Below are 24,202 nucleotides of genomic sequence, written 5' to 3'. Positions count from 1 at the left end.
ACAGAGCGGAGTGCTCAGCTCCGCTTGCCCACCACGAACTCGCACCACACGCACTTGCCGCCGCCCCGCGCCTCCACGCCCCACACGTCGGCGAGCAGGTCGACGAGGAGCAGGCCCCGCCCGGAGACCCCCGACTCCCCCGCCTCGCGGCGCCGTGGCAGGGCGCTGGAGGCGTCCTCTACCTCGACGCGCAGTCGGCGGTCGCCGCCGGTGAGGACTCTGAGGGTGACGATCGCGGAGCCCTCGGTGTGCATGAGGGCGTTGGTGATCAGCTCGTCGGCGACCAGTTCGACCTCGTCGCAGCGCTCGCGCGCACCCCAGGCGCCGACCGCCGCGCGGATCATGTGCCGGGCCTCGATCAGGGCCTCGGGGTCGCCGGGGGCCACGTGCTGCTGGAGACGCCCGCCCGACCGCGGGGCGTCCAGGCCGCGGCGGCGCAGCAGGAGCAGGGCGACGTCGTCGTCACCGCCGCGTTCGGCGGCTACATCGATGAGACGGTCGGCGAGGTCCCGGACGTCGTGAGGGCCGGTCTCGATCAGCGCCACGAGGGTCCGCATACCGTCGTCGAGGTCGGCGCCGGGCTGTTCGACCAGACCGTCGGTGCACAGCAGGAGCGTGTGGCCCGGGTCCAGTTCGAGGGTGGCGACGGGATAGTCGAGGGCGCCGAACTCGGCGGACAGGCCGAGCGGCAGGCCGCCCGCGACCGGAATCCGGCGGCAGCTGCCGTCGGGCCGGCGGATCAGCGGATCGATATGGCCGGCCCGGACGACCTGCACCACCCCGGTGGCCAGGTCGGCCTCCGCGTACAGGCAGGTCGCGAAGCGGTCGGTGTCCAGTTCGTGGAGGAAGACGGACGCCCGGGCCATCACCGCGGCCGGGGTGTGCCCTTCGGCGGCGTAGGCGCGCAGGACGATCCGCAGCTGGCCCATGACGGCGGCGGCGTGCGTGTCGTGGCCCTGGACGTCGCCGATGACCGCGCCGACCCGCCCTCCTCCGGAGGGGGTACCCCCGGGCAGCGGGATCAGGTCGTACCAGTCTCCGCCGATGTCCCGGCCGAGGGAGCCCGAGCGGTAGCGGACGGCGACGTCGGCGCCGGGGACGCTGGGGATGGAGCGCGGCAGCATGGCCTGCTGGAGTCCGGTGGCGAGGTCCTTCTCCTGCTCGTAGAACATGGCGCGCTGGAGGCTCTGCGCGATGCTGCTGCCGAGCGCGATGAGGACGTTGCGGTCCTCGGACGAGAAGCCGTGCCGGTCGTTGTAGAGCAGGCCCATGGCGCCGATCGGGCGGGCCTCGGCGATGAGCGGCAGATAGGCGGCCGCCGTGATGTCCAGGTCGGTGATGTGCGGCCACAGCACGGGATAGCGCTCGGCGAACTCCTCCGGGGTCTCGATGAAGCGGGGACTGAGCGTGCGGACGACCTCGCTCATCGGGTACGGCTCGTCGATCCGGGTGACCCGGGTGCCGGGCACGAAGCTGCCCTCGGGTCCCTCGGCGATCAGCCGGATGCGCCCCGCCTCGACCAGGCCGAAGACCAGGCTGGCGGCACCGAGGTGGGTGAGGCCGTGGGTGTCCTTGAGGACGTCGATGACGTCGTCCACGGTGCGGGCGTGGGCCAGGGCGGCCGTGGTGAGCTGCACGACGTTGGTCTGCCGGCGGCGGGCCTCGTCCTGGGCCGCCTGCTCCCGGCGGGACTCCAGTTCGCCGAGTTCCTGGGTGGCGTCGCGGACGATGCCGACGATCCGGCGCGGACGGCCCGTCTCGTCGCGCCGGATGTAGCCCTGGGTGTGGGTCCAGCGCAGCGCGCCGTCCCGGCAGCGGAGCCGGAAGTAGGTGCCGTAGTTCTCGCTGCCGTCCTTGATCGCCTGGGAGACGAGTGCGTCGAGCCGGTGGCCCTCGGCGGTCGGGACCCGGATCGCCAGGGACGTGGGGTATCCGTCGTACTCGTCGGGGCGCAGGTCGAAGACCTCGTGGGCCTGGGCGTCCATGTGGAACAGACCGGTGTCCAGGTCCCAGTCGAAGCTGCCCATGCGGTTGAGCGCCAGGATCGGATCCGGGTGGGCGGGCCAGTCGTCCGGGAGTGACAGGGCGCTCGCTCCCCGATCAACCATGGGGCCCACCTTGCCAGGGTTTGTCGGATTCTTCGAGTGGGGAGACAGGGTCTGTTTCGGCTGCCGTCAGCTGTCCAGGGCGATGTCCGTGTCGGCCGGGGCGTCCGGGATCAGCCCGCCGCCGTCGGGCGGATCGGGGGTCTCCGGCACGGCCTCGGGGCCGATGTCGTCGGCCTCGAAGGAGTCCGGGGAGGTGTCGGGCTCGAAGGAGTCCGGGGACTCGGTGTCGGGCTCCTCGTAGGCGGGCTCGTCCGGGCGTGCGGTCCCCGTGTCGGGTTCGGCCGGTACGTCCGGTGGCGGGAGCGGGCTCTCCGGCTCGGCGGGCTCGATCGGCTGGGGCGGCTCGGTCGGCTCGGGCGCGTCGGTCGTCAGGGGCGTGGCCGGGACGGTGTCCGTGGGGCGGTGGTCCCCGTCGTAGGAGGGAGTCGGCGTCGGCGTCCGCGTCGGCCCGGCCGGCTGCGGATCGGGCACCATGCGGTCGTGGCGGACGTCGTGGCCGATGCGTCGCTCGATCCAGTTGTGGTCGACGCTGTCGATGATCGTGATGTCCGTGACGGCCCGGGCGGTCGGGGCTACGACGATCACCTGGGCGGGCCGGTAGCCGGCCCAGGGGCGGCCGCTGGTTCCGTGGCCGTCCCGCATGGGCGCCGCCGGCGTCAGCGGGTTGCCGCAGGCGCAGCGGACGCGTGGCACGCCCCGGTGGTCGACCAGGACGGCGGTGCCCGCCTGGAGGACGGCGTGGTGGGCGCTCGTCCGGCCCGCGCGGTAGCCGTGGCCGGTGACCCGGGTGTCGGCGCGCAGCACGACGGGGGCCAGGCCGCGCAGGTGGTCGGGGACCGACGCCTGGGAGATGCCCTGGACCCGGGCGAAGGCGCGGGCCCTGTCCCGGTCCCGGGTGAGGCGGTCGATCTGCCGTTCGACGTCACAGCTGCCGACCCGTGCGATGCCGCCGTAGAGGCCGGGTGTCCCGCCGGACAGGGAGCGCGTCGTCGTCTCCCCCGGCTGTGCCGGTTGCTGCGTTCGGGTGACCGGCGCCGGGGCGGCCGTGGAGGTCGCGGTGGACTCGGTGAAGGGGTTCGGCCCCGGAGCGGCGACCGGCTGGAGGAGGAGGTCGCCGCTGGGCTCGCCGCGTGACTCGCTGTGCCGGCCCTCGTCGGCGCCGCAGCCGGCGACGAGGAGTGCCGCCGAGAGCGTGCAGGCCGTGACGAGGGTTCCGGTGGGGCTCCGCACCACGTTCTCCCGTCGATCCCGGACATTTCGTCCCCATTGTCTGCTTCACTCACTTGGGTTACGCAAGCGCGGGGGAGGTACACGGCGAGTCACACCGGGTTCGGGGGTGGGACCGCAGGAGGAAGGAGTGCACGGCCGTGGACTGGTTCACCGCACCCGACTACTGGACGAGCCGGCTGGTCTTCCAGCGGGCATTGGCCGGTGTGTACCTGATGGCGTTCCTGACGGCCGCCCTTCAGTTCCGCGCGCTGCTCGGGGAGCGCGGGATGCTGCCCATCCCCCGTTTCGTGGCGCGGACGCCCTTCAGACGGGCCCCGAGTCTCTTCCAACTCCACTACTCCGACCGCTTCTTCGCCGGCTGCGCGTGGGCCGGCTGCGCGGTGTCGGCGGCGCTGCTCGCGGGTCTGGACTCCCGGCTGCCCCTGGGGGCCGCGATGGCGCTGTGGCTGGTGCCCTGGGTGCTGTACCTGTCGATCGTGAACGTCGGCCAGACCTGGTACGGCTTCGGCTGGGAGTCCTTGCTGCTGGAGGTGGGTTTCCTCGCGGTCTTCCTCGGCAACGACGAGGTGGCGCCGCCGTTCCTCGCCCTGTTCCTGCTGCGCTGGATCCTCTTCCGGGTCGAGTTCGGCGCGGGCCTGATCAAGATGCGGGGCGACGAGTGCTGGCGGAAGCTGACCTGCCTCGACCACCACCACGAGACACAGCCGATGCCGGGCCCGCTGAGCTGGTTCTTCCACCATCTCCCGCGCCCGCTGCACCGGGTGGAGGTGGCCGCCAGCCACGTCACCCAACTCGTCGTCCCGTTCCTGCTGTTCGCGCCGCAGCCGATCGCCGCGGCGGCCGCGTCACTGATGATCGTCACCCAGCTGTGGCTGGTCCTGTCGGGCAACTTCTCCTGGCTGAACTGGATCACGATCGTGCTGGCCCTGTCGGCCCTGCCGTTCCCCACCGATACGCGGCCGACGCCCGACGCACCGCTCTGGTACGAGGTCGTGGTCCTCGCGGTCGCCGCGCTGCTCGTGACCCTCAGCTACCACCCGGTGCGCAACATGGTCTCCCGCCGCCAGATCATGAACCGCTCCTTCGACCCGCTCCATCTGGTCAACACCTACGGCGCGTTCGGCAGCGTCAGCCGGATCCGCTACGAGGTGGTCGTCGAGGGCACGGCCGACGACGTACCGCGCGAGGACTCCGACTGGCGGGAGTACGAGTTCAAGGGCAAGCCCGGCGATCCACGGCACTGGCCGCGCCAGTTCGCGCCCTACCATCTGCGGCTCGACTGGATGATGTGGTTCGCCGCGCTGTCGCCCGCGTACGCCGGATCGTGGTTCGGCGCGCTGGTCGAACGGCTCCTGGAGAACGACCGCGCCACCCTGAAGCTGCTGCGCCGCTCCCCGTTCCCGCCCGACGCGCCGCCCCGCTACGTGCGCGCCCGCCTCTTCCGCTACCGGTACACGAGCTGGCGGGAGTTGCGGGAGACGGGCGCCTGCTGGGAGCGGACGTATGTGCGCGAGTACCTGCCGCCGACGCGGCTGACGGGGGAGGTTCAGAGGTCGTAGACGCGGGTGGCGGTGGCCTCGAAGACCTGCGCGTGGTCCCGCGCCGGGACCAACTGCCGTGCCGCGTCCAGAACTTCGCCGTAATCGGCCGCGAGCGTGCACACCGGCCAGTCCGAGCCGAACATCAGGCGGTCCGGGCCGAAGGCGTCCAGCACCACGTCGGCGTACGGGCGCAGGTCGTCGACGGTCCAGGAGTCGGGGTCGGCCTCGGTGACCATGCCGGAGAATTTGCACACGGTGTTGGGCAGGGCGGCGAGGGCGCGGACGGACGTCGCCCAGGGTTCGAGCCCGCCGGAGGCGATGGGGGGCTTGCCCACGTGGTCGAGGACGAAGGTGAGCCGGGGCAGGGCCTCGGCCGCCTCGACGCCGGCCGGCAGCTGGTGGGGCAGGACCAGGAGGTCGTAGACCAGGCCCGCGTCCGCGACGGCGGCAAGGCCGCGTCGCACGTCCGGTCGGAGCAGCCACCGCGGGTCGGGCTCGCCCTGGACCTGGTGGCGGATGCCCTTGAGGTACCGCCCGCCGGGCAGTTCCCGCAGCCGGGCCAGTTCGTCGGCGATGTCGGGGCGGGTGAGGTCGGTCCAGCCCACGACGCCCGCGATCAGGTCGTGGGCCGCCGCGAGGGCCAGGAACTCCGGGGTCTCCTCGGCCACCGTGACCGTCTGGACCAGGACCGTGCGGTCGACGCCGGCCGCGCGGGCCTCGGGGGCGAGGTCCGCCACGGTGAAGTCGCGGCGGATCGGGCTGCCCGGCCCGATCCAGTCCTGGTCCCGGACGGACAGGTCCCACACGTGGTGGTGGGCGTCCACGGTCACGGCAGCTCCCACACGACGGGCAGACCGGCGCTCGCGCCCTCGTCGGAGTAGTCGTGCGCCACGTCGAGGAGCTCGGCCATCCGGGCCTGCCAGGCCACGTTGACCGGGAGTTTCTCCAGCTCGGCGAGGAGCCGGGCGTAGTCCTCGCACTCCAGGAGGTGGAACAGGTCGGTGCCGCTGCGCCAGATCGTCCAGGACGTGGCACCGGCGGCACGGATCGCGTCGGTGAGTTCGACGGGCACCTCGCGGTGCGCGGCCTCGTACTCGGCGACGCGGTCGGCGCGGACCGTGGTGTGCAGGGCGACTCTCATGACGGCTCCTCGGTGGCCAGAAGACCGGTGTCCCGCAGCTCCTGCCAGAAGGCGGTGGGCACCGGTGTCGCGAACTGGTCGGCACAGTCGTGGACTTCGGCCGCCGAGCGGGCGCCCACCAGGACGCTCGCGACGGCGGGATGGGCGGCGCAGAAGGCCAGGGCCGCGGCTCGGAGAGTGATGCCGTGCCGCTCGGCGACCTCCTTCATGCGCAGCGCCCGGTCCAGCACCTCCCCCGGTGCCTGGGCGTAGTTGTACGTCGCTCCGGGTCTCGGGTCCGCCAGGAGACCGGAGTTGAAGGCGCCGCCGATGACCACCGAGACGCCGCGTTCGACGGCGGCCGGCAGCAGGCCGGTGAGGGCACTCTGGTCGAGCAGCGTGTAGCGCCCGGCGCACAGCACCACGTCGACGTCGGTGTCGCGGACGAAGCGGGTGAGCATCTCCGCCTGGTTCATGCCCGCGCCGATCGCGCCGACCACGCCCTCCGCGCGCAGCTTCTCCAGGGCCGGATAGCCCTCCCGGAAGGCCTGTTCGGCGTGGTCGTCGGGGTCGTGCAGGTAGACGACGTCCACCCGGTCGAGGCCGAGCCGCTCCAGGCTCGCCTCCAGGGTGCGCCGTACGCCGTCGGCGGTGAAGTCCCAGACGCGGCGGTGGGTGGCGGGGACGGCGAAACCGTTCCCGAGGTCGTCGCCGCCCGCGTCCGACGGGTGCAGACGGCGGCCCACCTTCGTCGAGAGCGTGTACGCGGCGCGGGGGTGCTCGCGCAGGGCGGCGCCCAGACGCCGTTCGGACAGGCCGAGGCCGTAGTGCGGGGCGGTGTCGAAGTAGCGGATGCCGCGCTGCCAGGCGGCGGTGACGGCCTCGTGCGCCTGCTCTTCGCCGACCTCGGTGTAGAGGTTGCCGATCACGGCGGCGCCGAAGGCCAGGTCGCTGACCTCGACGCCGCTGCCGCCGAGGGTGCTCACCGGCCCGCCGGGCGCAGGCGCAGGCCCTGCATGCCGCCGTCCACGGCGAGGGAGGTGCCGGTGGTGGCGCCGGACAGGGGGCTCGCGAGGTAGGCGATGGCGCCCGCGACCTCGTCGGCGCTGACCATGCGGCCGGTGGGCTGGCGGGCCTCCAGGGCGGCGCGTTCGGCGGCCGGGTCGGGGGTCTGGGCCAGCAGGCGGCCGATCCAGGGGGTGTCGGCGGTGCCGGGGTTCACGCAGTTCACCCGGATGCCCTCGCGGACGTGGTCGGCGGCCATCGCGAGGGTCAGCGAGTACACGGCGCCCTTGGTCGCGCTGTACAGGGCCCGCTGCGGCAGGCCCGCGGTGGCGGCGATGGAGGAGGTGTTCACGATCGCCGCGTGCGCGGACTCCCGCAGGTGGGGCAGGGCGGCGCGGGCCACGCGCACCATGCCGACGACGTTGACGTCCAGGACGCGGTGCCATTCCTCGTCGTCGTTGTCCGCCACGGTGCCCTGGGCGCCGATGCCGGCGTTGTTGACCACGATGTCGAGTCCGCCCAGGTCGGCGACGGCCGCGGCGACGGCCGCGCGCACCGAGGCGTCGTCGGTGACGTCGGCGCGGTGGGCGAGCAGCGGCTTCTCGACCGACGACGGATCCAGGTCGAGTACGGCGACCTGGGCGCCGCGCGCGGCCAGCAGCTCCGCGGTGGCCCTGCCGATACCGGAGGCGCCGCCGGTCACCAGGGCCTTGAGGCCCTCGAAGTCACTCATGCCGCCTGCTCCTTCTTGTTCGCGTTCTTGCCCGCGTTCTTGTTCGCGTTGTCGTCGGTGGTGCTGCCGATGCCGCCGTTGCCGCCGTTGTTCTCGGCGAGATCTTCTGCCCAGAAGGCGCCGTCGGGGAACGTGAACCGGGCGATGGACTCCGGCCGCATGGCGGCCGAGAAGCCCGGCGCGGTGGGTGCCGTGTAGTGGCCCTCGCGGATCACCACGGGGGCGAGGAAGTGGTCGTGGAGATGGTCGACGTACTCGATGACCCGGTCCTCGGTGGTGCCGGTGACCGCGACGTAGTCGAACATCGACAGGTGCTGGACGAGTTCACACAGGCCGACGCCGCCCGCGTGCGGGCAGACGGGCACGCCGAACTTGGCGGCGAGCAGCAGGATCGCGAGGTTCTCGTTGACGCCGCCGACGCGGGCCGCGTCGATCTGGACGATGTCGAGGGCGCCGGCCTGGAGGAGCTGCTTGAAGACGACCCGGTTCTGCACATGCTCGCCGGTGGCGACCTTCACCGGGGCGACCGCCCGGCGGATCGCCGCGTGGCCGAGGATGTCGTCGGGGCTGGTGGGTTCCTCGATCCAGTACGGATCGAACTCGGCGAGCGCCTTGGTCCAGCGGATCGCCTCGTCGACGTCCCAGCGCTGGTTGGCGTCGATGGCCATGCGGATGTCGGGGCCGACGACCCGGCGGGCGACGCGGCAGCGCCGGATGTCGTCGTCGAGGTCGGCGCCGACCTTGAGCTTGATCTGGCGGAAGCCGTCGGCGACGGCCCCGGCGGCGAGCCGGGTGAGCTTGTCGTCGTCGTAGCCGAGCCAGCCGGCGGAGGTGGTGTAGGCGGGGTAGCCGCGCTCCAGCAGCCTCGCCGTGCGCCCGGCCGCGCCCTCGCGCCCCCGGCGCAGGATGTCCAGCGCCTCGTCCGGGGTGAGCGCGTCCGTCAGGTACCGGAAGTCGATCTGGCTCACCAGCCACTCGGGCTCGGCGTCGGCCAGGAGCCGCCACAGCGGCTTGTCGGCGCGCTTGGCGGCCAGATCCCACACGGCGTTCATGACCGCGCCGATCGCCATGTGCATCACGCCCTTCTCGGGGCCGAGCCAGCGCAGCTGGCTGTCGCCGATCAGGTCGCGGTTCAGGGCCCCCGGGTCGGCGCACAGCTCTTCGACGGACCGTCCGACCACGTGTCCGCGCAGCGCGTCGATCGCGGCGACCTGGACCTCGTTGCCCCGCCCGATGGTGAAACTGAATCCGTGCCCCTCGTGCCCGTCGGCCGCGTCGGTGCGCAGCACGACGTACGCCGCCGAGTAGTCGGGGTCCGGGTTCATCGCGTCGGAGCCGTCCAGCTCGCGCGAGGTGGGGAAGCGGATGTCGTAGGTGTCCAGCGCGGTGACGCGACTGGCGGGGCCGGAGATCGGGGACACGGAGTGCCTTTCGGTCGGGTGCGGGGGTTCAGTCCTGGGCGCGGCCCGTGGTCACACGGGCGATCATGAGGGCGACCAGGATGATCCCGCCGTAGATGGCCTGGATCCAGAACGACGGGACCTGGGCGAGGGTGAGCAGGTTCTGCACGACACCGAGCAGCAGGACGCCGGTCAGGGCGCCGAACATGGTGCCCTTGCCGCCGTCGAGGCTGATGCCGCCGATGACCGCGGCGGCGAACACGGTGAAGATCATGTTCTGGCCCTGGTTGGCGCTGATCGCGCCGACGTAGCCGGTCTGGAGCAGGCCGCCGACGGAAGCGAGGACGCCGGCGACGATGAACACGCCGAGCATCACGCGGTCGACCCGGATGCCGGCGGCGCGGGCCGCGTCGGCGTTGCCGCCGATGGCGTACAGGGCGCGTCCCACGCGGTGGTACTTCAGCACCAGCCCGGTGACCGCGAAGGCGATGGCGGCGAGCCACACCGACATCGGGATGTTCAGGAAGGTCGTGGTGGCGAGCGAGTAGAAGCTGTCGGGCATGCCGAACAGCGTCTTGCCCTTGGTGGCGCCGACGAGCAGACCGCGCAGGACGATCAGCATCGCGAGCGTCACGATGAACGCGTTCAGCTTGAACTTCACGACCAGCACGCCGTTGAAGGCGCCGATCGCCGCACCGACGACGAGCATCGCCAGCAGGGCGAACGCGGCCGGGAACTCGGTGCCCCAGCCGGACTGCGCCGCGGGCAGCACGAGCAGCGCGGCCACGGCGGGCGCGATACCGACGACGGATTCCAGGGACAGGTCGAACTTGCCGGTGATCAGCACCAGCGACTCGGCCAGCACCACCATCGCCAGGGCGGCGGAGGCGCCGAGGATGGAGATCAGGTTGCGTTCGGTGAGGAACGAGTCGTTGACCACCGCGCCGAGCACCAGGAGCAGCAACAGGGCGGGGACCAGGGCGAGTTCGCGGGCCCGCCGTAGCAGCACGGTCCTGGCCGAGCTCGGGCTCCCGACGCGTGCCGGCGTGACCGGCGGAGCCTTCGTGTCAGCCATGGTCCACTCCTTCTATGGAGGCGATCAGGTCGTGGTCGCGCCAGCCCGCCGGATGCTCGGCGACCACGCGGCCGTGGAAGAGGACGAGGACGCGGTCGCAGCGCCGGAGGTCGTCGAGTTCGTCGGAGACAACGAGTACGGCGGTGCCGTCCTCGCGGGCGCTGTCCATGCGGGCGAGCAGGGACTCCTTGGACTTCACGTCGACGCCCGCGGTGGGGTTGATCAGGACCAGCAGGCTCGGGTCGGAGGCGAGCGCGCGAGCCATGACGACCTTCTGGGCGTTGCCGCCGGACAGGTCGGAGACGGGCTGGTCGGGTCCCTCGGTATGGATGTCGAGGCGCTCGATCAGCTCGGTGGCGAAGTGGCGCCTGCGCTCGCTGCCGACGAAGCCCGCGCGGCCGAGGCGGTCGAGGACGCTGAGGGTGGCGTTGTCGCCGACGGTCATGCCGACGACGAGGCCCTGGACGTGCCGGTCGCGCGGGACGCAGCCGACGCCGGCCTTGAGCGCGGCCGACACGTTCCCGAACGGCAGCTTCCGGCCGTCCAGTTGCGCCGTGCCGCCGCTCGGTGCGTGCAGTCCCGTGAAGGACTCGGCGAGTTCGATCTTGCCGCTGCCGCTGGATCCGGCGAGGCCGACGACCTCGCCGCGGCGGACGGTGAGGTCGACGTTCTCGTAGGCGTCCGAGGTGAGGCCGCGCACGTCGAGCAGGACGGGGGCCCTGTCGTCGACCTGCCGCTCCTGGACGGCCTGTTCGGCGATGGTCTCGATGCTCTCCCCCGCCATGGCCTCGATGAGGGCGGTGCGCGGCAGGTCGGCGACGGGTGCCGTGATGATCCAGCGGGCGTCGCGCAGGACCGTGACGGTCTGGCAGACCTCGTAGACCTCCTGGAGGTGGTGCGAGATGAACAGGAAGGTGACCCCGGACTTCTGGAGGGCACGCATGCGGGTGAAGAGGCGTTCGATCTCGCGGTTGTCGAGCTGGGCGGTGGGCTCGTCGAGGACGATGAAGCGGGCACCGAAGCTCAACGCCCGGGCGATCTCCACCATTTGGCGGTCCTCGACCTTGAGCTCGGCGGTGCGCGCCTCCGGGTCGACGTGCACGTCCCAGGCGTCGAGGAGTTCGGTGGCCTCGGCCTTGAGGCGGCGCCAGCTGATGAATCCGCGCCGGAGGGGCTGCCGGTTGATGAACAGGTTCTCGGCGACGGTCAGTTCGGGGACGACGGTGGGCTTCTGGTAGACGCAGGCCACCTTGCGGCGCCAGGCGTCCCGGTCGGCGAGCGCGGGCGCGGGCTCGCCGTCGAAGCGGACGGTGCCCTCGTCGGGTGCCTGGAGGCCGGTGAGCAGGGTGACGAGGGTGGACTTGCCGGCGCCGTTGCGGCCGACGAGGGCGTGGGACTCGCCGGGCAGGACGGTGAGCCTGCCGTCGGCGAGGGCGGTGGTGGGGCCGTAGCGCTTGACGATGCCCTGGGCCTCGGCGAGCGGTGCGGCCGGGGATTTCAGCTGGGTGCTCACTGGACCGTGTTGCCCCACAGCTCGGGGTCGTCGACGTTCTCCTTGGTGACCAGGGGGGCCGCCAGTTGGTCCTCCAGGATGCCGCTGGGCAGCTTGACGATGGTCGAGTCGTGGTCGGTCGGCCCGGGCTTGAACGTCTTCCCCTGCATCGCCGCCTTGATGTAGTACATGCCGTACTTGGCGTACAGGTCGGCGGGCTGGGAGACGGTGGCGTCGATCTCGCCCTTGCGGATGGCGTCGTACTCCTGCGGGATGCCGTCGTTGGAGACGATGGCGATGTGGCCGGACTGGCCCGCCTTCTTCAGCAGGCCCTTCGACTTCAGGGTCTGGAGGGTGGGCGCGAGGTAGACGCCGCCGGCCTGCATGTAGATGCCCTTGAGGTCCGGGTTGGCGTTGAGCAGGGTGTCGAGCTTGGCGGCCGCGGTGTCGGACTCCCACTTGGCGGGGATCTCCAGCACCTTCAGCTTCGGGAAGTTGGTCTTCACGCAGGAGCGGAAGGCCTCGGAGCGTTCGCGGCCGTTGACCGAGGCGAGGTCGCCCATGATCTGCACGACCTTGCCGGACGGTATCTGCTTGCCCAGGTACTGGCAGGCCTTCTCGCCGTAGGCCTTGTTGTTGGCGCGGACGACCATCGCGACCTTGCCCTTGTCCGGCGCCACGTCGACCGCGACGACCGGCACGCCCTTGCGCTCGGCCTGGTCGAGGCCGGCTTCGATGGCGGCGCTGTCCAGGGGGGCGACGACCAGGCCCTTGACGCCCTGGTTGAGCTGGTTGTTGATGTCGGTGATCTGCTGCGACGGGTCACTGTTGGAGTTGACCGTCTTGAGTGTGTTCACGCTCTCGGACTTGGCCATCTTCGGCACGTAGTCGTTGTACGACTGCCAGAACGGCGAGGTGAGCAGGGGCAGGATCACCCCGACCTTGCCGTCGCCGTCGCCTCCCGCGGTGGAGGCGCCACCCGTGTCCTTGGTGCTGCCGCACGCGGCGAGCGCGAGCGCGGCACCGACGGCGACGGTCACCGTGCCGATCGTGTGCTTCCTGTTCCGCTTCCCCACTGTCCTGCCAGGCATCCGGTAGCTCCTCATTGAGCGTGTTCGAGCAGATGACCGCATACTTATCAGACCACTTCCCCGGAAGAACACCCTACGGCGGCATATTTTCGCTATCTGGACCTGCGGTGGTCCGACCACATGATGGTGGTCGGACCACTTCGGCGGATAGACTGCGGCGCACCCGGTGAGTGGAGGAACGGCGTGGACGAGACAGCCCCGCAGAAGGGCACCGTGACGCAGCGCGCCATCGAGCGGATCAAGGCGATGATCGGCGAGGGCCGCCTGGAGCCGGGCCAGCGGCTGCCCACCGAGCGTGATCTGGCCGCGCAGATCGGCATCTCCCGCAGTTCGATGCGGGAGGCGATCCGCGCGCTCACGGTGATGGGGGTGCTGGAGGCCCGGCACGGCTCCGGTATCTACGTCACGCAGCTGGACGCCGGCGACCTGCTGGAGACCTTCGGGGTGGTCGCCGACCTCTCACGCGGACCGCAGCTGGTGGAGCTCCTGGAAGTGCGGCGCATCCTGGAGTCGACGGCGACGGGACTGGCGGCCGCCCGGATCACCCCGGACCAGCTGGCCGAGGTCGAGAAGCACCTCACGGCGATGAACGCCACCGAGGATCCGGAGGAGATCCTCGCCCACGACATCGCCTTCCACCGCGAGATCGTCTCCGCCGCCGGCAACGAGACCATGACGGCGATCCTGGACGGCCTGTCCTCCCGCACCTTCCGCGCCCGCGTCTGGCGCGGCTACCAGGAGGAGGGCGCCTTCGCCCGCACCCGCCGCGAACACGCCGCGATCCACCGCGCGCTGATCGCCCGCGACCCGGACACGGCGAGAGCGGCGGCGGCGGCGCATGTGGGGGAAGTGGAGCAGTGGTTGCGGGCGCAGCTCGGGGGGTAGCACGGCGGCCCGCCTCACCGGCGGGTCAGGGGCGGTCGGACGGCCGGTGGGACTCGCACCGGAACGGGATCGGTCCGGAAGGACTGGATCATCAGCGCCGCGAAACGGCGCTCAGGCAGGCAGGACGCGCACCTGGCCCGCGGGCAGCTTCGCCCACCAGTGGGCGTACCGGCTGTAGACCCGCGGGTCGCGATCGGCCAGCAGCGTGGTCAGGGAGCGGGCCTCTTCGGCGAGGCCGTCCCATGTGTCGGACGGGAGGTCGTGAAAGGCCGTCGCCTCGATTCCGCCGCCCTCGGCCGGGCGCCACACGCCGGCGACCTGCCCGTCGACCAGGAGCGTGGGCAGTACGTCGCCGTTGACGCGGATCACCAGGCGGCGGTAGTCCGGCGGAATCACCCGGCCGCGATCGGCGTGGGCCAGCAGGACGCTGTCCCACATCGCCATCAGGCGGGGCGGGGCCGGAGTGTCCGCGGGCGGGCGCGGGGCACCGGGGACGTCGAAGAGCACGGTGCCGTCGGGGCCGTTCAGCTGCTCCACGGCGTCACCGAGTGCCTTCAGCGCCGTACGGACGCGGATCCGCTGCACGAGGGCGAACTGTGCGGCGTCCGCCACCGTCGCCGGCCCGAACGCCTTCAGGTACCGCAGGACCAGGTCCCGCAACGCCTGCTCGGGCCCACGCTCGGCCTCACTCGTGAACCGTCCTCGCGGGGCGGCGACGTACGACGGTGACGTGCCGAACGACCAGGGCCCGCCGGTCGGCATGTGCGTCAGCGGCGCGTAGGAGCGCAGCCCCCACCAGGCGCCGTCCTGCCGCTCGGGGCCCACCCGTTCCCCGAGCCAGGACTTCATCTCGGTGTTGGACCGTGGCTGCCCGGCGAACTCCAGCAGTCCCGGCTCCAGTCGGGCGGCGTCCGCCGGGGTGAGTCCGGCGGCGGCGAACCGCGCGCCGAGCCGGGAGGCGTGCAGTGTCGGCTGCATCGCGTCCCGGACCATGCCGTGGTCGTTGCGGTGGACCGCGTGCAGGGTGATCCGCAGCAGCGTGGCCTTGACGAGCGTGCCGTTGGTGAACGCACTGTCCAGGTCGGCCGGGTCGAAGCCGGTGAGCCGGTTCCACAGCGCGAGGTAGGGCGACGCGGGCTGCTGCGCCTGGAGCGCGACGATCCGTCGCACCGCGTCGGCCACCGCCAACGGCTCGCGTCGCAGCAGCAGTTGGCGGCTGAGGGTGGCCCTGTTGAGTTCCCGCGCGGTGATCTTCACGAGGGGGATTCTGCCGCCGGAGGTTCCCCGGCCGCCAGGACCCGGGGAACCGCACGCGCGTCAGTGCCTCGCGAACCGCAGGGTCACCAGCTCGAACGGCCGCAGCCGCAAGAGGAGCCGGTTTCCGTCCCGCTCCGGTGCCGGGGCCTCCGTCAGCGGGCGTTCCAGCAGGTCGGTCGCGGTGATGCCGGCGACGTCGAAGCCCGCCGTCAGCGTGGCCCGGGCCCGGCCGCCGTGGGCCTCGTGGAAGCGCACCACCACGTCCCCGCTGCCGTCGTCGGCCAGCTTCACGGCGGTGACGACGACGGCGTCCGCGTCGACCGAGACCAGCGGCGCGACCTCCCGGGCGCCGGTGACCCGCCGCTCGGGGACGTTGATCCGCCAGCCCTCCCGCACCGCGTCCCCGACGGACGCGCCGGGCACCAGGGCGTGCTGGAAGCGGTGGACGCCCTGGTCGGTCTCGGGGTCGGGGAAGCGGGGGGCGCGCAGCAGGGAGACCCGGACGGTGGTGGTGGTGGTGGTTCCGCGGTCGCTGTCCATGCGGACGGTACGGGTCACGTCGTGGCCGTACGTGGAGTCGTCGAGTGGCGCGCGGCGCTTGAAAGCCCGAGCCCGGTGCTTGAAAACTCGAGCCCGGTGCTTGAAAACTCGACGGAAAGTCGACCCCGATCACACCGGCCCGGGTGACAATGGCCGTATGCGGTCACGTCCAGCAACGGCCTGCGCCACAGCCGCACTCCTGCTCGCGGTCACCGTCGGCTGCACGGACGGCGGTGACGGCGACGAGGCGGCACGCGACAGCCCGTCCCCGTCGACGAGCGCCCCGGCCCGCACCCCCTCCGCGACGCCCTCCCCCACCCGCACCCCGGTGAACCCCGTGTCGATCCCGGGCCTGATCGCGCGCGAGCACACCGGGTCCGGCCTGAAACTCGGCACCGTGATCACCCGTACCTCCGACTACACCAGCTACGAGGTGACGTACAAGGCGAACGGGCTGACGATCTCCGGGCTGGTGAACATCCCCGAGGGCAAAGGACCGTTCCCGGCGCTGGTCCTCGCGCACGGCTACATCGACCCCGCGATCTACACCACCGGCCGGGGCCTGAACCGCGAGCAGGACCTCCTCGCCCGCAACGGCTACATCGTCCTGCACACCGACTACCGCAACCACGCCCGCTCGTCCAAGGACCCGGGCAACGACGTCGACCTCCGGCTCGGCTACACCGAGGACGTCATCGGCGCGGCGAAGGCGCTGAAGTCGTCCGGCCGCCCGGAGATCGACGCCGACCGTGTCGGACTGCTGGGCCGGTCGATGGGCGGCGGGGTCGTCTACAACTCGCTGGTGGTGGCCCCGGGCCTGTTCGACGCCGCCGTCGCCTTCGCGCCGGTCAGCTCGCGCCCCGAGGAGAACATCGACCACTTCCAGCGCGCCGAGGGCGATCCCCTCGTCGCCCGGATCGACGCCAAGCACGGCACGCCCGAGGAGAACCCGAAGTTCTGGCGGGAGGCCTCCCCGGTCACCTACGTCGACCGGGTCACCGAGCCCCTGCTGATCCACCACGGCACCGCCGACGACACCTGCCCCATCGTCTGGTCCCGGCAGACGGCGGCCGCGTTCGAGAAAGCCGGCAAGGACGTCCGACTGCGCACCTACCAGGGCGAGGGCCACACCTTCTATCCGCAGTGGCGGCGCTCGATGGACACCACGATGGACTTCTTCGCACGGCATCTGCGCTAGGGCCCTGAGGATGGTCACCGGGTCGCCGACGCCCCGGTGACCACCCGTACCTCAGACCTGCGAGCGGTACAGGCCGAACTCCTTGATCCGTACGGCACTTCGGGCCCGCGTCACCCGGAGCCGCCAGCGCCGGGCGCGTACGGCGGACGGCAGCAGCAGGATCCGGCTCGCCCCGATCGTGCCCGCCGTCGTGACCGGCGTCCAGGTGCCCTCGCGCCACGCCTCGACGACGAAGGTCTCCACCTGCTGGCCGTGCCGGATGTCCTCGGCGAGGCGGATGCGGTCCACCTCCAGCTCGTCGCCGAGGTCCACGGTGACGCGTCCCGGTTCCCTGGTGGTGCGGGCGCCGCGGGCCAGGTCGTGGGGCAGTTCGCGTGCGATGCGTTCACGGAACTCGCGCAGCCGGACGACGTCGGTGTCGTGCAGCAGACCGTCCGTGTCCGGCGGGACGTTGAGCAGCAGGACGGAGTTGCGCCCCACCGAGCCGAAGTAGATCTCCGTCAACCAGTCGACGGACTTGGGCTGTTGGTCGGCGTGGTAGAACCAGCCGTCACGGATGGAGACATCGCACTCGGCGGGCCACCACTGGAGGTAATCCGTCGTCGGCAGCGCCTTCACCAGCGCCGTGCGGCTGCCCTCGTCGGGGGTGTCGTAGGACAGGGCCCAGTCCGTGCGGCCGTACTGGTTCTCCTTGACCGGGATGACGCTCCACTCGTCCTCGCGCGCGATGCCGCTCTCGTTGCCGACCCAGCGCAGGTCGGGGCCGGTGACGGCGATGGCCGCGTCCGGGGCGAGGGCGCGGATCAGGGTGTACCAGCTGTCCCAGTCGTAGCTCTCCACTTTGTCGGGCGGGATGTGCCCCTGGGCGCCGTCGAACCACACCTCGTCCACGGGCCCGTACTCGGTGAGCACCTCGTACAGCGTGTTGAGCATGTGGGCACCGTAGTCGGTGGCGTCGAGGGTGTGGAAGCGGTCCGGCGAGCGGTCGTCGCCCGGCACGAGGGTCGGGACGGTGCGCGGTGCGCGGGCGCTGCCGTTGGCGTACACCCCGTGCAGGTACTGGTTCTCGTCGGCGGGCGAGAGGTACACACCGACCTTGAGGCCGTGGCGGCGCATGGAGTCGGCGAAGGAACGCAGCACGTCTCCTTGTCCGTCGCGCCAACTGCTCGACGCCACCGTGTGCCCGGTGTAGCGGGAGGGGTACAGGACAAAGCCGTCGTGGTGCTTGACGGTGAGGATGGCGAGCTTGAACCCGCCGTCCCGCAGGGCGCGCGCCCACTGGTCGGTGTCGAGGCGGGCCGGCTGGAAGACGTCCGGGTCCTCGTCGCCGGTGCCCCACTCCAGTCCGGTGAAGGTGTTCACGCCGAAGTGCAGGAACGCGGTGCGCTCCAGGCCCTGCCAGGCGATCTGCCGTGCGGTGGGCCGGACTTGGGAGGCTTTGCGCACGAGGTCGGCCTCGGTGTCGTCCGGGGAGACGGGGATGCGGTAGCGGGGGTCTTCCGGTACCGCGGACGGTGCGGCGCCCGGCATGGAGTCCGGTGCGGTCCCCGGCACGGCGTCCGGTGCGGCGGACGCCCGCGGTGCCATACCGGCGGTCACGGCGAGGGAGGTGGCGGCGGTGACGAAGAGGCGTCTGGAGACGGTCATGGCGGGACTCTCCTCAGGTCAAGGGCCAGACGGCGGGCGGGCGTTGGTCCGGCGGGTACTGCACGATCCGGCCGTCGTCCGTGACGGTGAGCGCCATCCGCGTGATCGCGTTCACGAGCCGGAAGCCACCCGTGGCAGGCTCCAACTCCCAGCGCTGCAAGGTGTTCGTGGCGTCGCAGGTGTCCCAGGTCGCCTCGACACCGGGCTGGAGCGGCACGTTGAGCGTGAGCCTGCCGCCGCTGATCGCGAGACAGCCGGCCGCCGACCGCAGGGTCACGTAGCCGTCCGCCGTGCGCTGCACCGAGGCCGTGAAGGACCGCCCGAAGGTGTACGTCCCGTCCGCCACGGGCACCCGGGTCAGGTCCCGCCAACCGGGCGCGTGCCCGACCGCCGTACCGCGCGCCACGAACTCCGCGTACGTGGCGTCGGGATGCGGAACGCCCCAGGTGGCCTGGGCGATGTGCCGCAGGGCGGGCCAGAGGCGGACGGCGACCTCGTTCTCGGTCTCGCCGCGCCCGTTGTCCGGCCACAGGCTGACCTTCGCGCCGGTGACGCCCCGGGCGGAGGTGAGCTTCTCGCCCTCGAAAGCGCGCGGGTCCCAGCTCTGGTCGTACAGCGACCCGGTGTCGCTGTGGAAACCGCCGCGGATCAGGTAGAGGGAGTAGGCGGCGTTCATCACCGAGTAGCCCTGGGCGATGAGTTGGCTGGGCTTGACCGCCACGTTCAGCCAGTGCTCGACGGTGGTGTCGGTCCGCACGGGCACGGTGTTGGCGCCGGTCAGTCCGTCGTTCCAGATGCGCAGGTCGACGCCCTTGCCCGCCGCGTGGTCGTGGACGCGGTTGACGAAGTCCACGAAGGCGTCCTGCGGGGTGGCGCCCGGACCGTAGCGGTCCTGGGCGTACTTGAGGACCTGCGGGTACTTGGCGAAGTCGGAACCGAGCATGTACTCGTCGGCGCCCATGTGCCAGGACTTCGCGGTGAAGACCTGGGCGTACTCGTCCATCAGGCTCGTGTAGTAGTCGAAGGCGGCCGGCCGGGTGATGTCGAGCCGCGAGGGCTGCCTGGTGCCGTCGGAGTCGGTCAGCTGGAGGTCCGGACGGTTCTCGATCCACGGGTCCATGTGCCCCGGGGAGTTGATCTCGGGGATGATCTCGACGTGGTACTTCTCGCCGAGGGCCACGAGCCGCCGCATCTCGTCCTTGGTGTAGTAGCCCCAGGTGTTGGCCTCGGGGTGGGCGCCGCTCTTCACCTTCAGCTCCAGCAGGAGCTGGTTGAGCTTGTGGTACGCCATCTCCCGGACGAGGTTCTCCAGCCAGGGCAGGGAGACGTGGATGTAGCAGGCGCACACGCCCACGCCCCGCTCCTTGTAGCGCGGTACGTCGACGGTGCGTCCGGCGGGGATCCGGTCGCCCCGCGCCAGCAGTTGGAGGAGGGTGCGGGTGCCGTAGAAGGCGCCGGCCCCGGTCGCCCCGGTCACCGAGAGGCGCTTGCCCGCGTGGAGTTCGTAGCCCTCGGTGCCGAGGGCGGACTCGGCGGGCCGGACGTCGATGACGATGTCACCGGCGCGTGCCCCGCCGCGCACCACCGGCACCGTGCCGTGGCCTGCCGCGCGGAGGTCGTCGGCGAGGGTGCCGGCGACCCGGCGTTCCGCACCCGTGTCGGCGACGATGCGGGTCCGGGGCCCGTAGACGTAGCTCCCGGATTCCGGAGCCCAGTCGGTCAGGGCGGGCACCGTGACCGGCGGCTTCTGTTCCTCCTGCGCGACGGCCGGTGTCGGCGCCACGACCATGGTCAGCAGCGCCGCGATCCCGATCGACCGCAGCCATCCTCTTCTGCCCGTGTTCAAGAGTGGGCCCCCAATCATCGGATGGCTGATGATTGAGCGGGCTCCAGACACTGTCAATGGGATGCGAAGGGGCGAGAGTTGGGCCATTGATCGGATGACCTGCGGTTCAGTGGGCGCGCACCCAGGGGTGCCGGGGGAAAAGTCCAAGAAGTGCGGTCCGAATATCCAAGGCTCTCGACGTACGGCCCGCGCAGCGGCACAGTTCTCCCTGACGGATTACTCGCCAGTAAGGAGCGCCCGTGACCAGTTGGGCCGGCCGAACCGCCGCCGAGATCGCCGCAGCCGTACGGGAGAAGCGGGTCACGCCCCGGGAGGTGGTGGCCGAGCACCTCGCGCGGATCGAGCGGCTCGACGGCCGGGTGGGCGCCTTCCGGACGGTGCGGGCCGAGGCGGCGCTCGCCGAGGCCGACGCGGTGGCGTCCAGGGGTGATCTGGGCGACCTGCCCCTGGCCGGGGTGCCGGTCGCCGTGAAGGACAACCTCGCGGTGCGCGGCGAGTCGATGCGCGTGGGGTCGGCCGCCACACCGGAGGAACCGGCGGCCGAGGACCATCCCACAGTGGCCCGACTGCGGGCGGCGGGCGCGGTGGTCGTGGGCCTGACCAACGTGCCGGAGCTGTGCGTCTGGGGCACCTCGGAGGGCGTCCACGGCACCGCCCGCAACCCCTGGGACACCTCCCGCACGGCGGGCGGCTCGTCCGGCGGCAGCGCGGCCGCGGTCGCCGCGGGCCTGGTGCCGGTGGCCCTCGGCAACGACGGCATGGGCTCCCTGCGCATCCCGGCCGCCAACTGCGGCCTGGTCACCCTCAAGCCGGGGCCCGGCGTGGTCCCGGCCGGCACCAGCACCTGGTTCGGCATGTCGGAGAACGGGCCCCTCGCGACGACGGTCGAGGACGCCCGCCTGGTGCTGTCGGTCATCGCGGACGCCTCGTTCGCCCCGCGGGACACGGACACCACGCACCGGATCGCCGTCTCCCTGCGCAGCCCCATCGCGGGCGTGGCGATCACCAAGCCCTACACGGCCGCGGCCCGGGAGGCGGGCGGTGTGCTGATGAAGGCGGGGCACCGGGTGCGCCGGGCCGATCCGCCGTACCCGATGTCGCTGAGCTTCACCTCGTTCGCCCACTGGACGGCCGGCACCGCCGTGGACGCGGACGCCCTCGACCGGCGGCGGCTGGCCCGGCGCACCCGGGTGCACGCGGCCGTCGGGCGCCGCTTCGTGAACAGCGTGCGCACCGGCACCGGACGGGAGGCGCTGCGCCGGCGCCTGGAGCCGTTCTTCGAGGAGTACGACATCCTGCTCACCCCGGCGCTGGCCCGCCGCTCCCCGCAGGCCGCGCCCTGGCACGAGCGGGGCTGGCTGCGCAATCTCCTGGCCAACACGAACTACTCGCCCCTGACTCCGCCGTGGAACCTGACGGGCTGGCCCGCGATGGCGGTCCCGTTCGGCACCCTGCCCTCCGGCGCGCCCTGCGCCGTCCAGTTGGTGGGGCGGCCGGGGTCGGAGGCGGATCTGCTGGAGGTGGCGGCGGAGCTGGAGGAGCGGCACCCGTGGCGGCGGACGGCACCGCTCGACTGAGGCCGAGGGCAGCGGGAGCGCGGGTTACAGGGCCTTGTACATGATGTGCAGGCCCACCCGGCCGTGCCGGGGATGGTCGTAGGCCTCCGGGACCGTGCCGAGGATCGTGAAGCCGAAGGAGGTCCACAGCTTCACGGCCGGGTTGGTCTCGACGACGGCGTTGAACACCATCCCCCGGTAGCCCGCGGCCTCGGCGGCGGCCAGGACGTGCTCGGCGAGGGCTCGGCCGTATCCCCGGCCACCCCGGTCGGGGTCGACCATGAAGCCGGCGTTGGCGATACCGGCGGCGGGGCCGCCGTAGTTGGGGGTGAGGTAGGCGGAGGCGACGACGGCCTGATCGTCGTCCTCCACGACGTAGACGCGTTTGGCCGGGGCCATCCACAGGGCCCGGGCCGCCTCCTCGGAGGTGTCCGGGCCCCAGGTGTAGGTCTCGCCGGCGGCGACGATCCGGTGCCAGAAAGGCCAGATCCGCGGCCAGTCGTCGGCCACGGCTTCTCTGATCAGCATGGGCGTGAGTTTCGCACGCCCATGCGGTCGGCGATCGCGACAGGTCCCCTCGGGGCGCCCCGGGGGTCCGGGTGGGTCAGTCCACGCTGGGCAGGATGTGGGGCTCGACGAGGTCGTCCTCGTAGCCCGCCAGGCGGATCGGGGCGGAGCGGGCCCACACGTCGAGGCTGCCGATCTCCCCGGGCCTGCGGCCGGCACGCTCCGTGCGTTCCTTGGGGCGTTGTTCGCGATTCGTCTTCTCCGGTGTCACCGCGCACTCCTTATGTGTCGGGTCACCCTCGGGGCGTACCTGCCCATACTCCGGCCTGGTTTTCGACGCCCGCTCGGGTCTTGCTTGAGACAGCTCGGACGCGGTGGCGCCGGTTACTCGTACGAGAGCAGGCCGTGGTGAACGGGCGAGTCCCATGACGGACCGTGGGTGTTGGGTAGGACCCCGTGCTGCTGTCCGTCCGCTACAGATTAACCAAATGAGCGCGAGTGCGCTCTATCGGGCTGAAAACAAAGGGTAACTATCCGGAGTCGTCCGTGTTCAGTGGGGTGAAATCACCCTCATTTGCCCCATAATGCCGCCTTTATGATTCCCCCGCTCGGCCTACACCAGCGAACAGACGACGCAGTTCAGGTCCCGTTGGCCGAATGGCAAGCCGGCCATGATCTCCTTCCGGACGGCAGGGCTTGTCCGGCGGGAGGACTGGCGCATGGAGCTGCGCAGTGTCGAAGAGCTGATGGATCTGCTGTACGTCTGCCGGGGCCGATACGGGGTGCCCGGCCCCCGGGGCGGCCGGGTCGACCTGCACCAGCACGCGCTGCGGACCGCCGCGCTGCTGCGCCGGACCCGCCCCGCCGACAAGGAACTCCAGGTGGCGGGCCTCGTGCACGCGATCGGCCCGCTGCTGGGGCCCGGCGACCAGGCCCGGCACGCCGACCGCGCGGCCGACGCCGTCCGCCCCCTGCTCGGCGGCCGCGTCGCCGGTCTGGTCCGCGGCCACACCCCCTTCTCCTCGGACGCCGACCCCGCCGACGACGACCTGCCGCGCCTGCGCCAGGCCGTCGAGGAGGCCCGTGTCTCCGCCTTCGACGCCGGTGTCCTGGAGGACTGGCGCACCGTCCTGGAACTGGTGGCGAAACGCAACTCCCGTCTGGAGTCTGTCGACTGACGGCCCGTCATGAGACCGTACGCCGATGACGTCGTCGTACGACCTCCGCGGCAGGGCCGCCATCGTCACCGGCGCCACCCGCGGCATCGGGTACGCCGTCGCCCGGGAGCTGGTCGCGGCGGGGGCACGGGTGTGCGTCACCGCGCGGGACCCCGACGACGTACGCCGGACCGCCGCGCGCCTGGACGGCGTCGGACTGCCCGGCAGCGTCGCCGACCCGGACCATCCGCGCCGGCTCACCGAGCTGGCCCTGCGCGCCTTCGGCCGGGTCGACATCGTGGTCAACAACGCGGCGACCAACCAGCCGTACGGCCCGCTGATGGACATCGACCCGCGGGAGTGGAGCGAGGCGTTCGCCGTCAACGTGGAGGCACCGCTGCGGCTGGTGCAGTGCGCCTGGCACGGCTGGATGGCCGAGCACGGCGGCTCGGTGGTCAACATCTGCACGGAGGGCGCCCGGCACGTCGGCCCCCGCATCGGCGCCTACAACACCAGCAAGGCGGCCCTGCTGCACCTCACCGGGCAACTGGCGGGTGAACTCGCGCCCCGGGTACGGGTCAACTCCGTCTCGCCCGGCCTCGTACGGACCGAGATGGCACGGTTCGTGTGGGAGCCGGGAGAGACGGAGATCGCGTCCGGCCTGCCCCTCGGCCGGATCGGCGAGCCGGAGGACGTGGCGCGGGCCGTGCTGTGGCTGTGCTCCGACGCGGCGGAGTGGATCACCGGGGCGGATCTGCTGGTGGACGGCGGGACGAACGTCAGCAGGGCACGGATCGCCCCGTAGGACCCGAAC

At 71.8% G+C, this 24,202-nt stretch carries 21 protein-coding genes and 1 pseudogene; 6 read left to right on the top strand and 16 right to left on the bottom strand.

What is annotated here, in order from left to right; all coding sequences use genetic code 11:
• Window positions 1-14: 14 nt before the first annotated feature.
• Together SLINC_RS38980 and SLINC_RS38975 are read right to left on the bottom strand one after the other, a co-directional pair.
• On the bottom strand, window positions 15-2,108 hold the full coding sequence (locus SLINC_RS38980; RefSeq protein WP_067443139.1) for a SpoIIE family protein phosphatase: 2,094 nt from the start codon (window positions 2,106-2,108) through the stop codon (window positions 15-17).
• Between the two features lie 66 nt (window positions 2,109-2,174).
• Window positions 2,175-3,338 (bottom strand): DUF6777 domain-containing protein, encoded by a 1,164-nt coding sequence (locus SLINC_RS38975; RefSeq protein ID WP_067443138.1) that lies wholly within the window; start codon window positions 3,336-3,338, stop codon window positions 2,175-2,177.
• Window positions 3,339-3,475: 137 nt separating this feature from the next.
• Between SLINC_RS38975 and SLINC_RS38970 the strand changes: the two genes are divergently transcribed.
• Complete coding sequence (locus SLINC_RS38970) at window positions 3,476-4,897, top strand: lipase maturation factor family protein (protein WP_067443137.1); 1,422 nt, start codon at window positions 3,476-3,478, stop codon at window positions 4,895-4,897.
• Here the strand turns inward: SLINC_RS38970 and SLINC_RS38965 are convergent.
• From SLINC_RS38965 to SLINC_RS38930, 8 genes are read right to left on the bottom strand one after another with little or no spacing between them, the layout of a single operon-like run.
• Window positions 4,885-5,709 carry an amidohydrolase family protein gene (locus tag SLINC_RS38965; protein ID WP_067443136.1) on the bottom strand — a complete coding sequence of 275 codons (825 nt, stop codon included), beginning with the start codon at window positions 5,707-5,709 and terminating at the stop codon, window positions 4,885-4,887. The genes SLINC_RS38970 and SLINC_RS38965 overlap by 13 nt on opposite strands.
• Entirely contained in the window at window positions 5,706-6,020 is a 315-nt protein-coding gene (locus tag SLINC_RS38960; RefSeq protein WP_067443135.1) for an L-rhamnose mutarotase, read from the bottom strand. The genes SLINC_RS38965 and SLINC_RS38960 overlap by 4 nt, the downstream gene beginning before the upstream one ends.
• Complete coding sequence (locus tag SLINC_RS38955) at window positions 6,017-6,985, bottom strand: aldo/keto reductase (RefSeq protein WP_067443134.1); 969 nt, start codon at window positions 6,983-6,985, stop codon at window positions 6,017-6,019. The genes SLINC_RS38960 and SLINC_RS38955 overlap by 4 nt, the downstream gene beginning before the upstream one ends.
• Window positions 6,982-7,737, bottom strand: coding sequence for an SDR family NAD(P)-dependent oxidoreductase (locus tag SLINC_RS38950; protein ID WP_067443133.1), 756 nt, complete (start codon window positions 7,735-7,737; stop codon window positions 6,982-6,984). Before SLINC_RS38950 ends, SLINC_RS38955 begins: the two co-directional genes overlap by 4 nt.
• Window positions 7,734-9,158 (bottom strand): L-fuconate dehydratase, encoded by a 1,425-nt coding sequence (locus SLINC_RS38945; protein ID WP_225988443.1) that lies wholly within the window; start codon window positions 9,156-9,158, stop codon window positions 7,734-7,736. The genes SLINC_RS38950 and SLINC_RS38945 overlap by 4 nt, the downstream gene beginning before the upstream one ends.
• A 28-nt stretch (window positions 9,159-9,186) precedes the next feature.
• Window positions 9,187-10,212 (bottom strand): ABC transporter permease, encoded by a 1,026-nt coding sequence (locus tag SLINC_RS38940; protein WP_067443132.1) that lies wholly within the window; start codon window positions 10,210-10,212, stop codon window positions 9,187-9,189.
• The gene (locus SLINC_RS38935; RefSeq protein WP_170068295.1) at window positions 10,205-11,725 is read right to left on the bottom strand and encodes a sugar ABC transporter ATP-binding protein; all 1,521 of its coding nucleotides are present in this window, start codon (window positions 11,723-11,725) and stop codon (window positions 10,205-10,207) included. Before SLINC_RS38935 ends, SLINC_RS38940 begins: the two co-directional genes overlap by 8 nt.
• A complete protein-coding gene (locus tag SLINC_RS38930; RefSeq protein ID WP_067443130.1) occupies window positions 11,722-12,795 on the bottom strand; it encodes a sugar ABC transporter substrate-binding protein in 1,074 nt (357 codons plus the stop codon). The genes SLINC_RS38935 and SLINC_RS38930 overlap by 4 nt, the downstream gene beginning before the upstream one ends.
• A gap of 183 nt (window positions 12,796-12,978) precedes the next feature.
• On the opposite strand from SLINC_RS38930, the gene SLINC_RS38925 reads away from it, so the two are divergent.
• Window positions 12,979-13,680, top strand: coding sequence for a FadR/GntR family transcriptional regulator (locus SLINC_RS38925; RefSeq protein ID WP_067443129.1), 702 nt, complete (start codon window positions 12,979-12,981; stop codon window positions 13,678-13,680).
• Between the two features lie 111 nt (window positions 13,681-13,791).
• Here the strand turns inward: SLINC_RS38925 and SLINC_RS38920 are convergent, their stop codons facing one another.
• Both SLINC_RS38920 and SLINC_RS38915 read right to left on the bottom strand, forming a co-directional pair.
• Complete coding sequence (locus SLINC_RS38920) at window positions 13,792-14,937, bottom strand: winged helix DNA-binding domain-containing protein (protein ID WP_067443128.1); 1,146 nt, start codon at window positions 14,935-14,937, stop codon at window positions 13,792-13,794.
• A gap of 60 nt (window positions 14,938-14,997) precedes the next feature.
• Window positions 14,998-15,528, bottom strand: a pseudogene (locus SLINC_RS38915) (glycosyl hydrolase-related protein); the annotation flags it as partial.
• A gap of 106 nt (window positions 15,529-15,634) precedes the next feature.
• Between SLINC_RS38915 and SLINC_RS38910 the strand changes: the two are divergent.
• Window positions 15,635-16,675: an alpha/beta hydrolase family protein gene (locus SLINC_RS38910; protein ID WP_067443126.1), complete on the top strand. Its 1,041-nt coding sequence runs from the start codon at window positions 15,635-15,637 to the stop codon at window positions 16,673-16,675.
• A gap of 51 nt (window positions 16,676-16,726) precedes the next feature.
• On the opposite strand, the gene SLINC_RS38905 is transcribed toward SLINC_RS38910, so the two are convergent.
• Together SLINC_RS38905 and SLINC_RS38900 are read right to left on the bottom strand one after the other, a co-directional pair.
• Window positions 16,727-18,322: an alpha-L-fucosidase gene (locus SLINC_RS38905; protein ID WP_067443125.1), complete on the bottom strand. Its 1,596-nt coding sequence runs from the start codon at window positions 18,320-18,322 to the stop codon at window positions 16,727-16,729.
• Window positions 18,323-18,335: 13 nt separating this feature from the next.
• Entirely contained in the window at window positions 18,336-20,111 is a 1,776-nt protein-coding gene (locus tag SLINC_RS38900) for a family 20 glycosylhydrolase (RefSeq protein ID WP_375141537.1), read from the bottom strand.
• A 296-nt stretch (window positions 20,112-20,407) separates the two neighbouring features.
• Between SLINC_RS38900 and SLINC_RS38895 the strand changes: the two genes are divergently transcribed.
• Window positions 20,408-21,745 (top strand): amidase, encoded by a 1,338-nt coding sequence (locus SLINC_RS38895; protein ID WP_067443123.1) that lies wholly within the window; start codon window positions 20,408-20,410, stop codon window positions 21,743-21,745.
• Window positions 21,746-21,769: 24 nt separating this feature from the next.
• On the opposite strand, the gene SLINC_RS38890 is transcribed toward SLINC_RS38895, so the two are convergent.
• Window positions 21,770-22,252: a GNAT family N-acetyltransferase gene (locus tag SLINC_RS38890; RefSeq protein ID WP_067443122.1), complete on the bottom strand. Its 483-nt coding sequence runs from the start codon at window positions 22,250-22,252 to the stop codon at window positions 21,770-21,772.
• Between the two features lie 76 nt (window positions 22,253-22,328).
• Window positions 22,329-22,502 (bottom strand): hypothetical protein, encoded by a 174-nt coding sequence (locus SLINC_RS48675; RefSeq protein ID WP_107406738.1) that lies wholly within the window; start codon window positions 22,500-22,502, stop codon window positions 22,329-22,331.
• 448 nt (window positions 22,503-22,950) lie between these two features.
• Between SLINC_RS48675 and SLINC_RS38885 the strand changes: the two genes are divergently transcribed.
• Entirely contained in the window at window positions 22,951-23,409 is a 459-nt protein-coding gene (locus tag SLINC_RS38885; protein WP_067443121.1) for an HD domain-containing protein, read from the top strand.
• A 25-nt stretch (window positions 23,410-23,434) separates the two neighbouring features.
• Window positions 23,435-24,193: an SDR family oxidoreductase gene (locus SLINC_RS38880; protein WP_067443120.1), complete on the top strand. Its 759-nt coding sequence runs from the start codon at window positions 23,435-23,437 to the stop codon at window positions 24,191-24,193.
• Window positions 24,194-24,202 lie beyond the last annotated feature (9 nt).

The organism is Streptomyces lincolnensis (genome assembly GCF_001685355.1).
Classification (GTDB): Bacteria; Actinomycetota; Actinomycetes; order Streptomycetales; family Streptomycetaceae; genus Streptomyces; species Streptomyces lincolnensis.
This window is presented reverse-complemented; position numbering and strand designations above follow the sequence as displayed.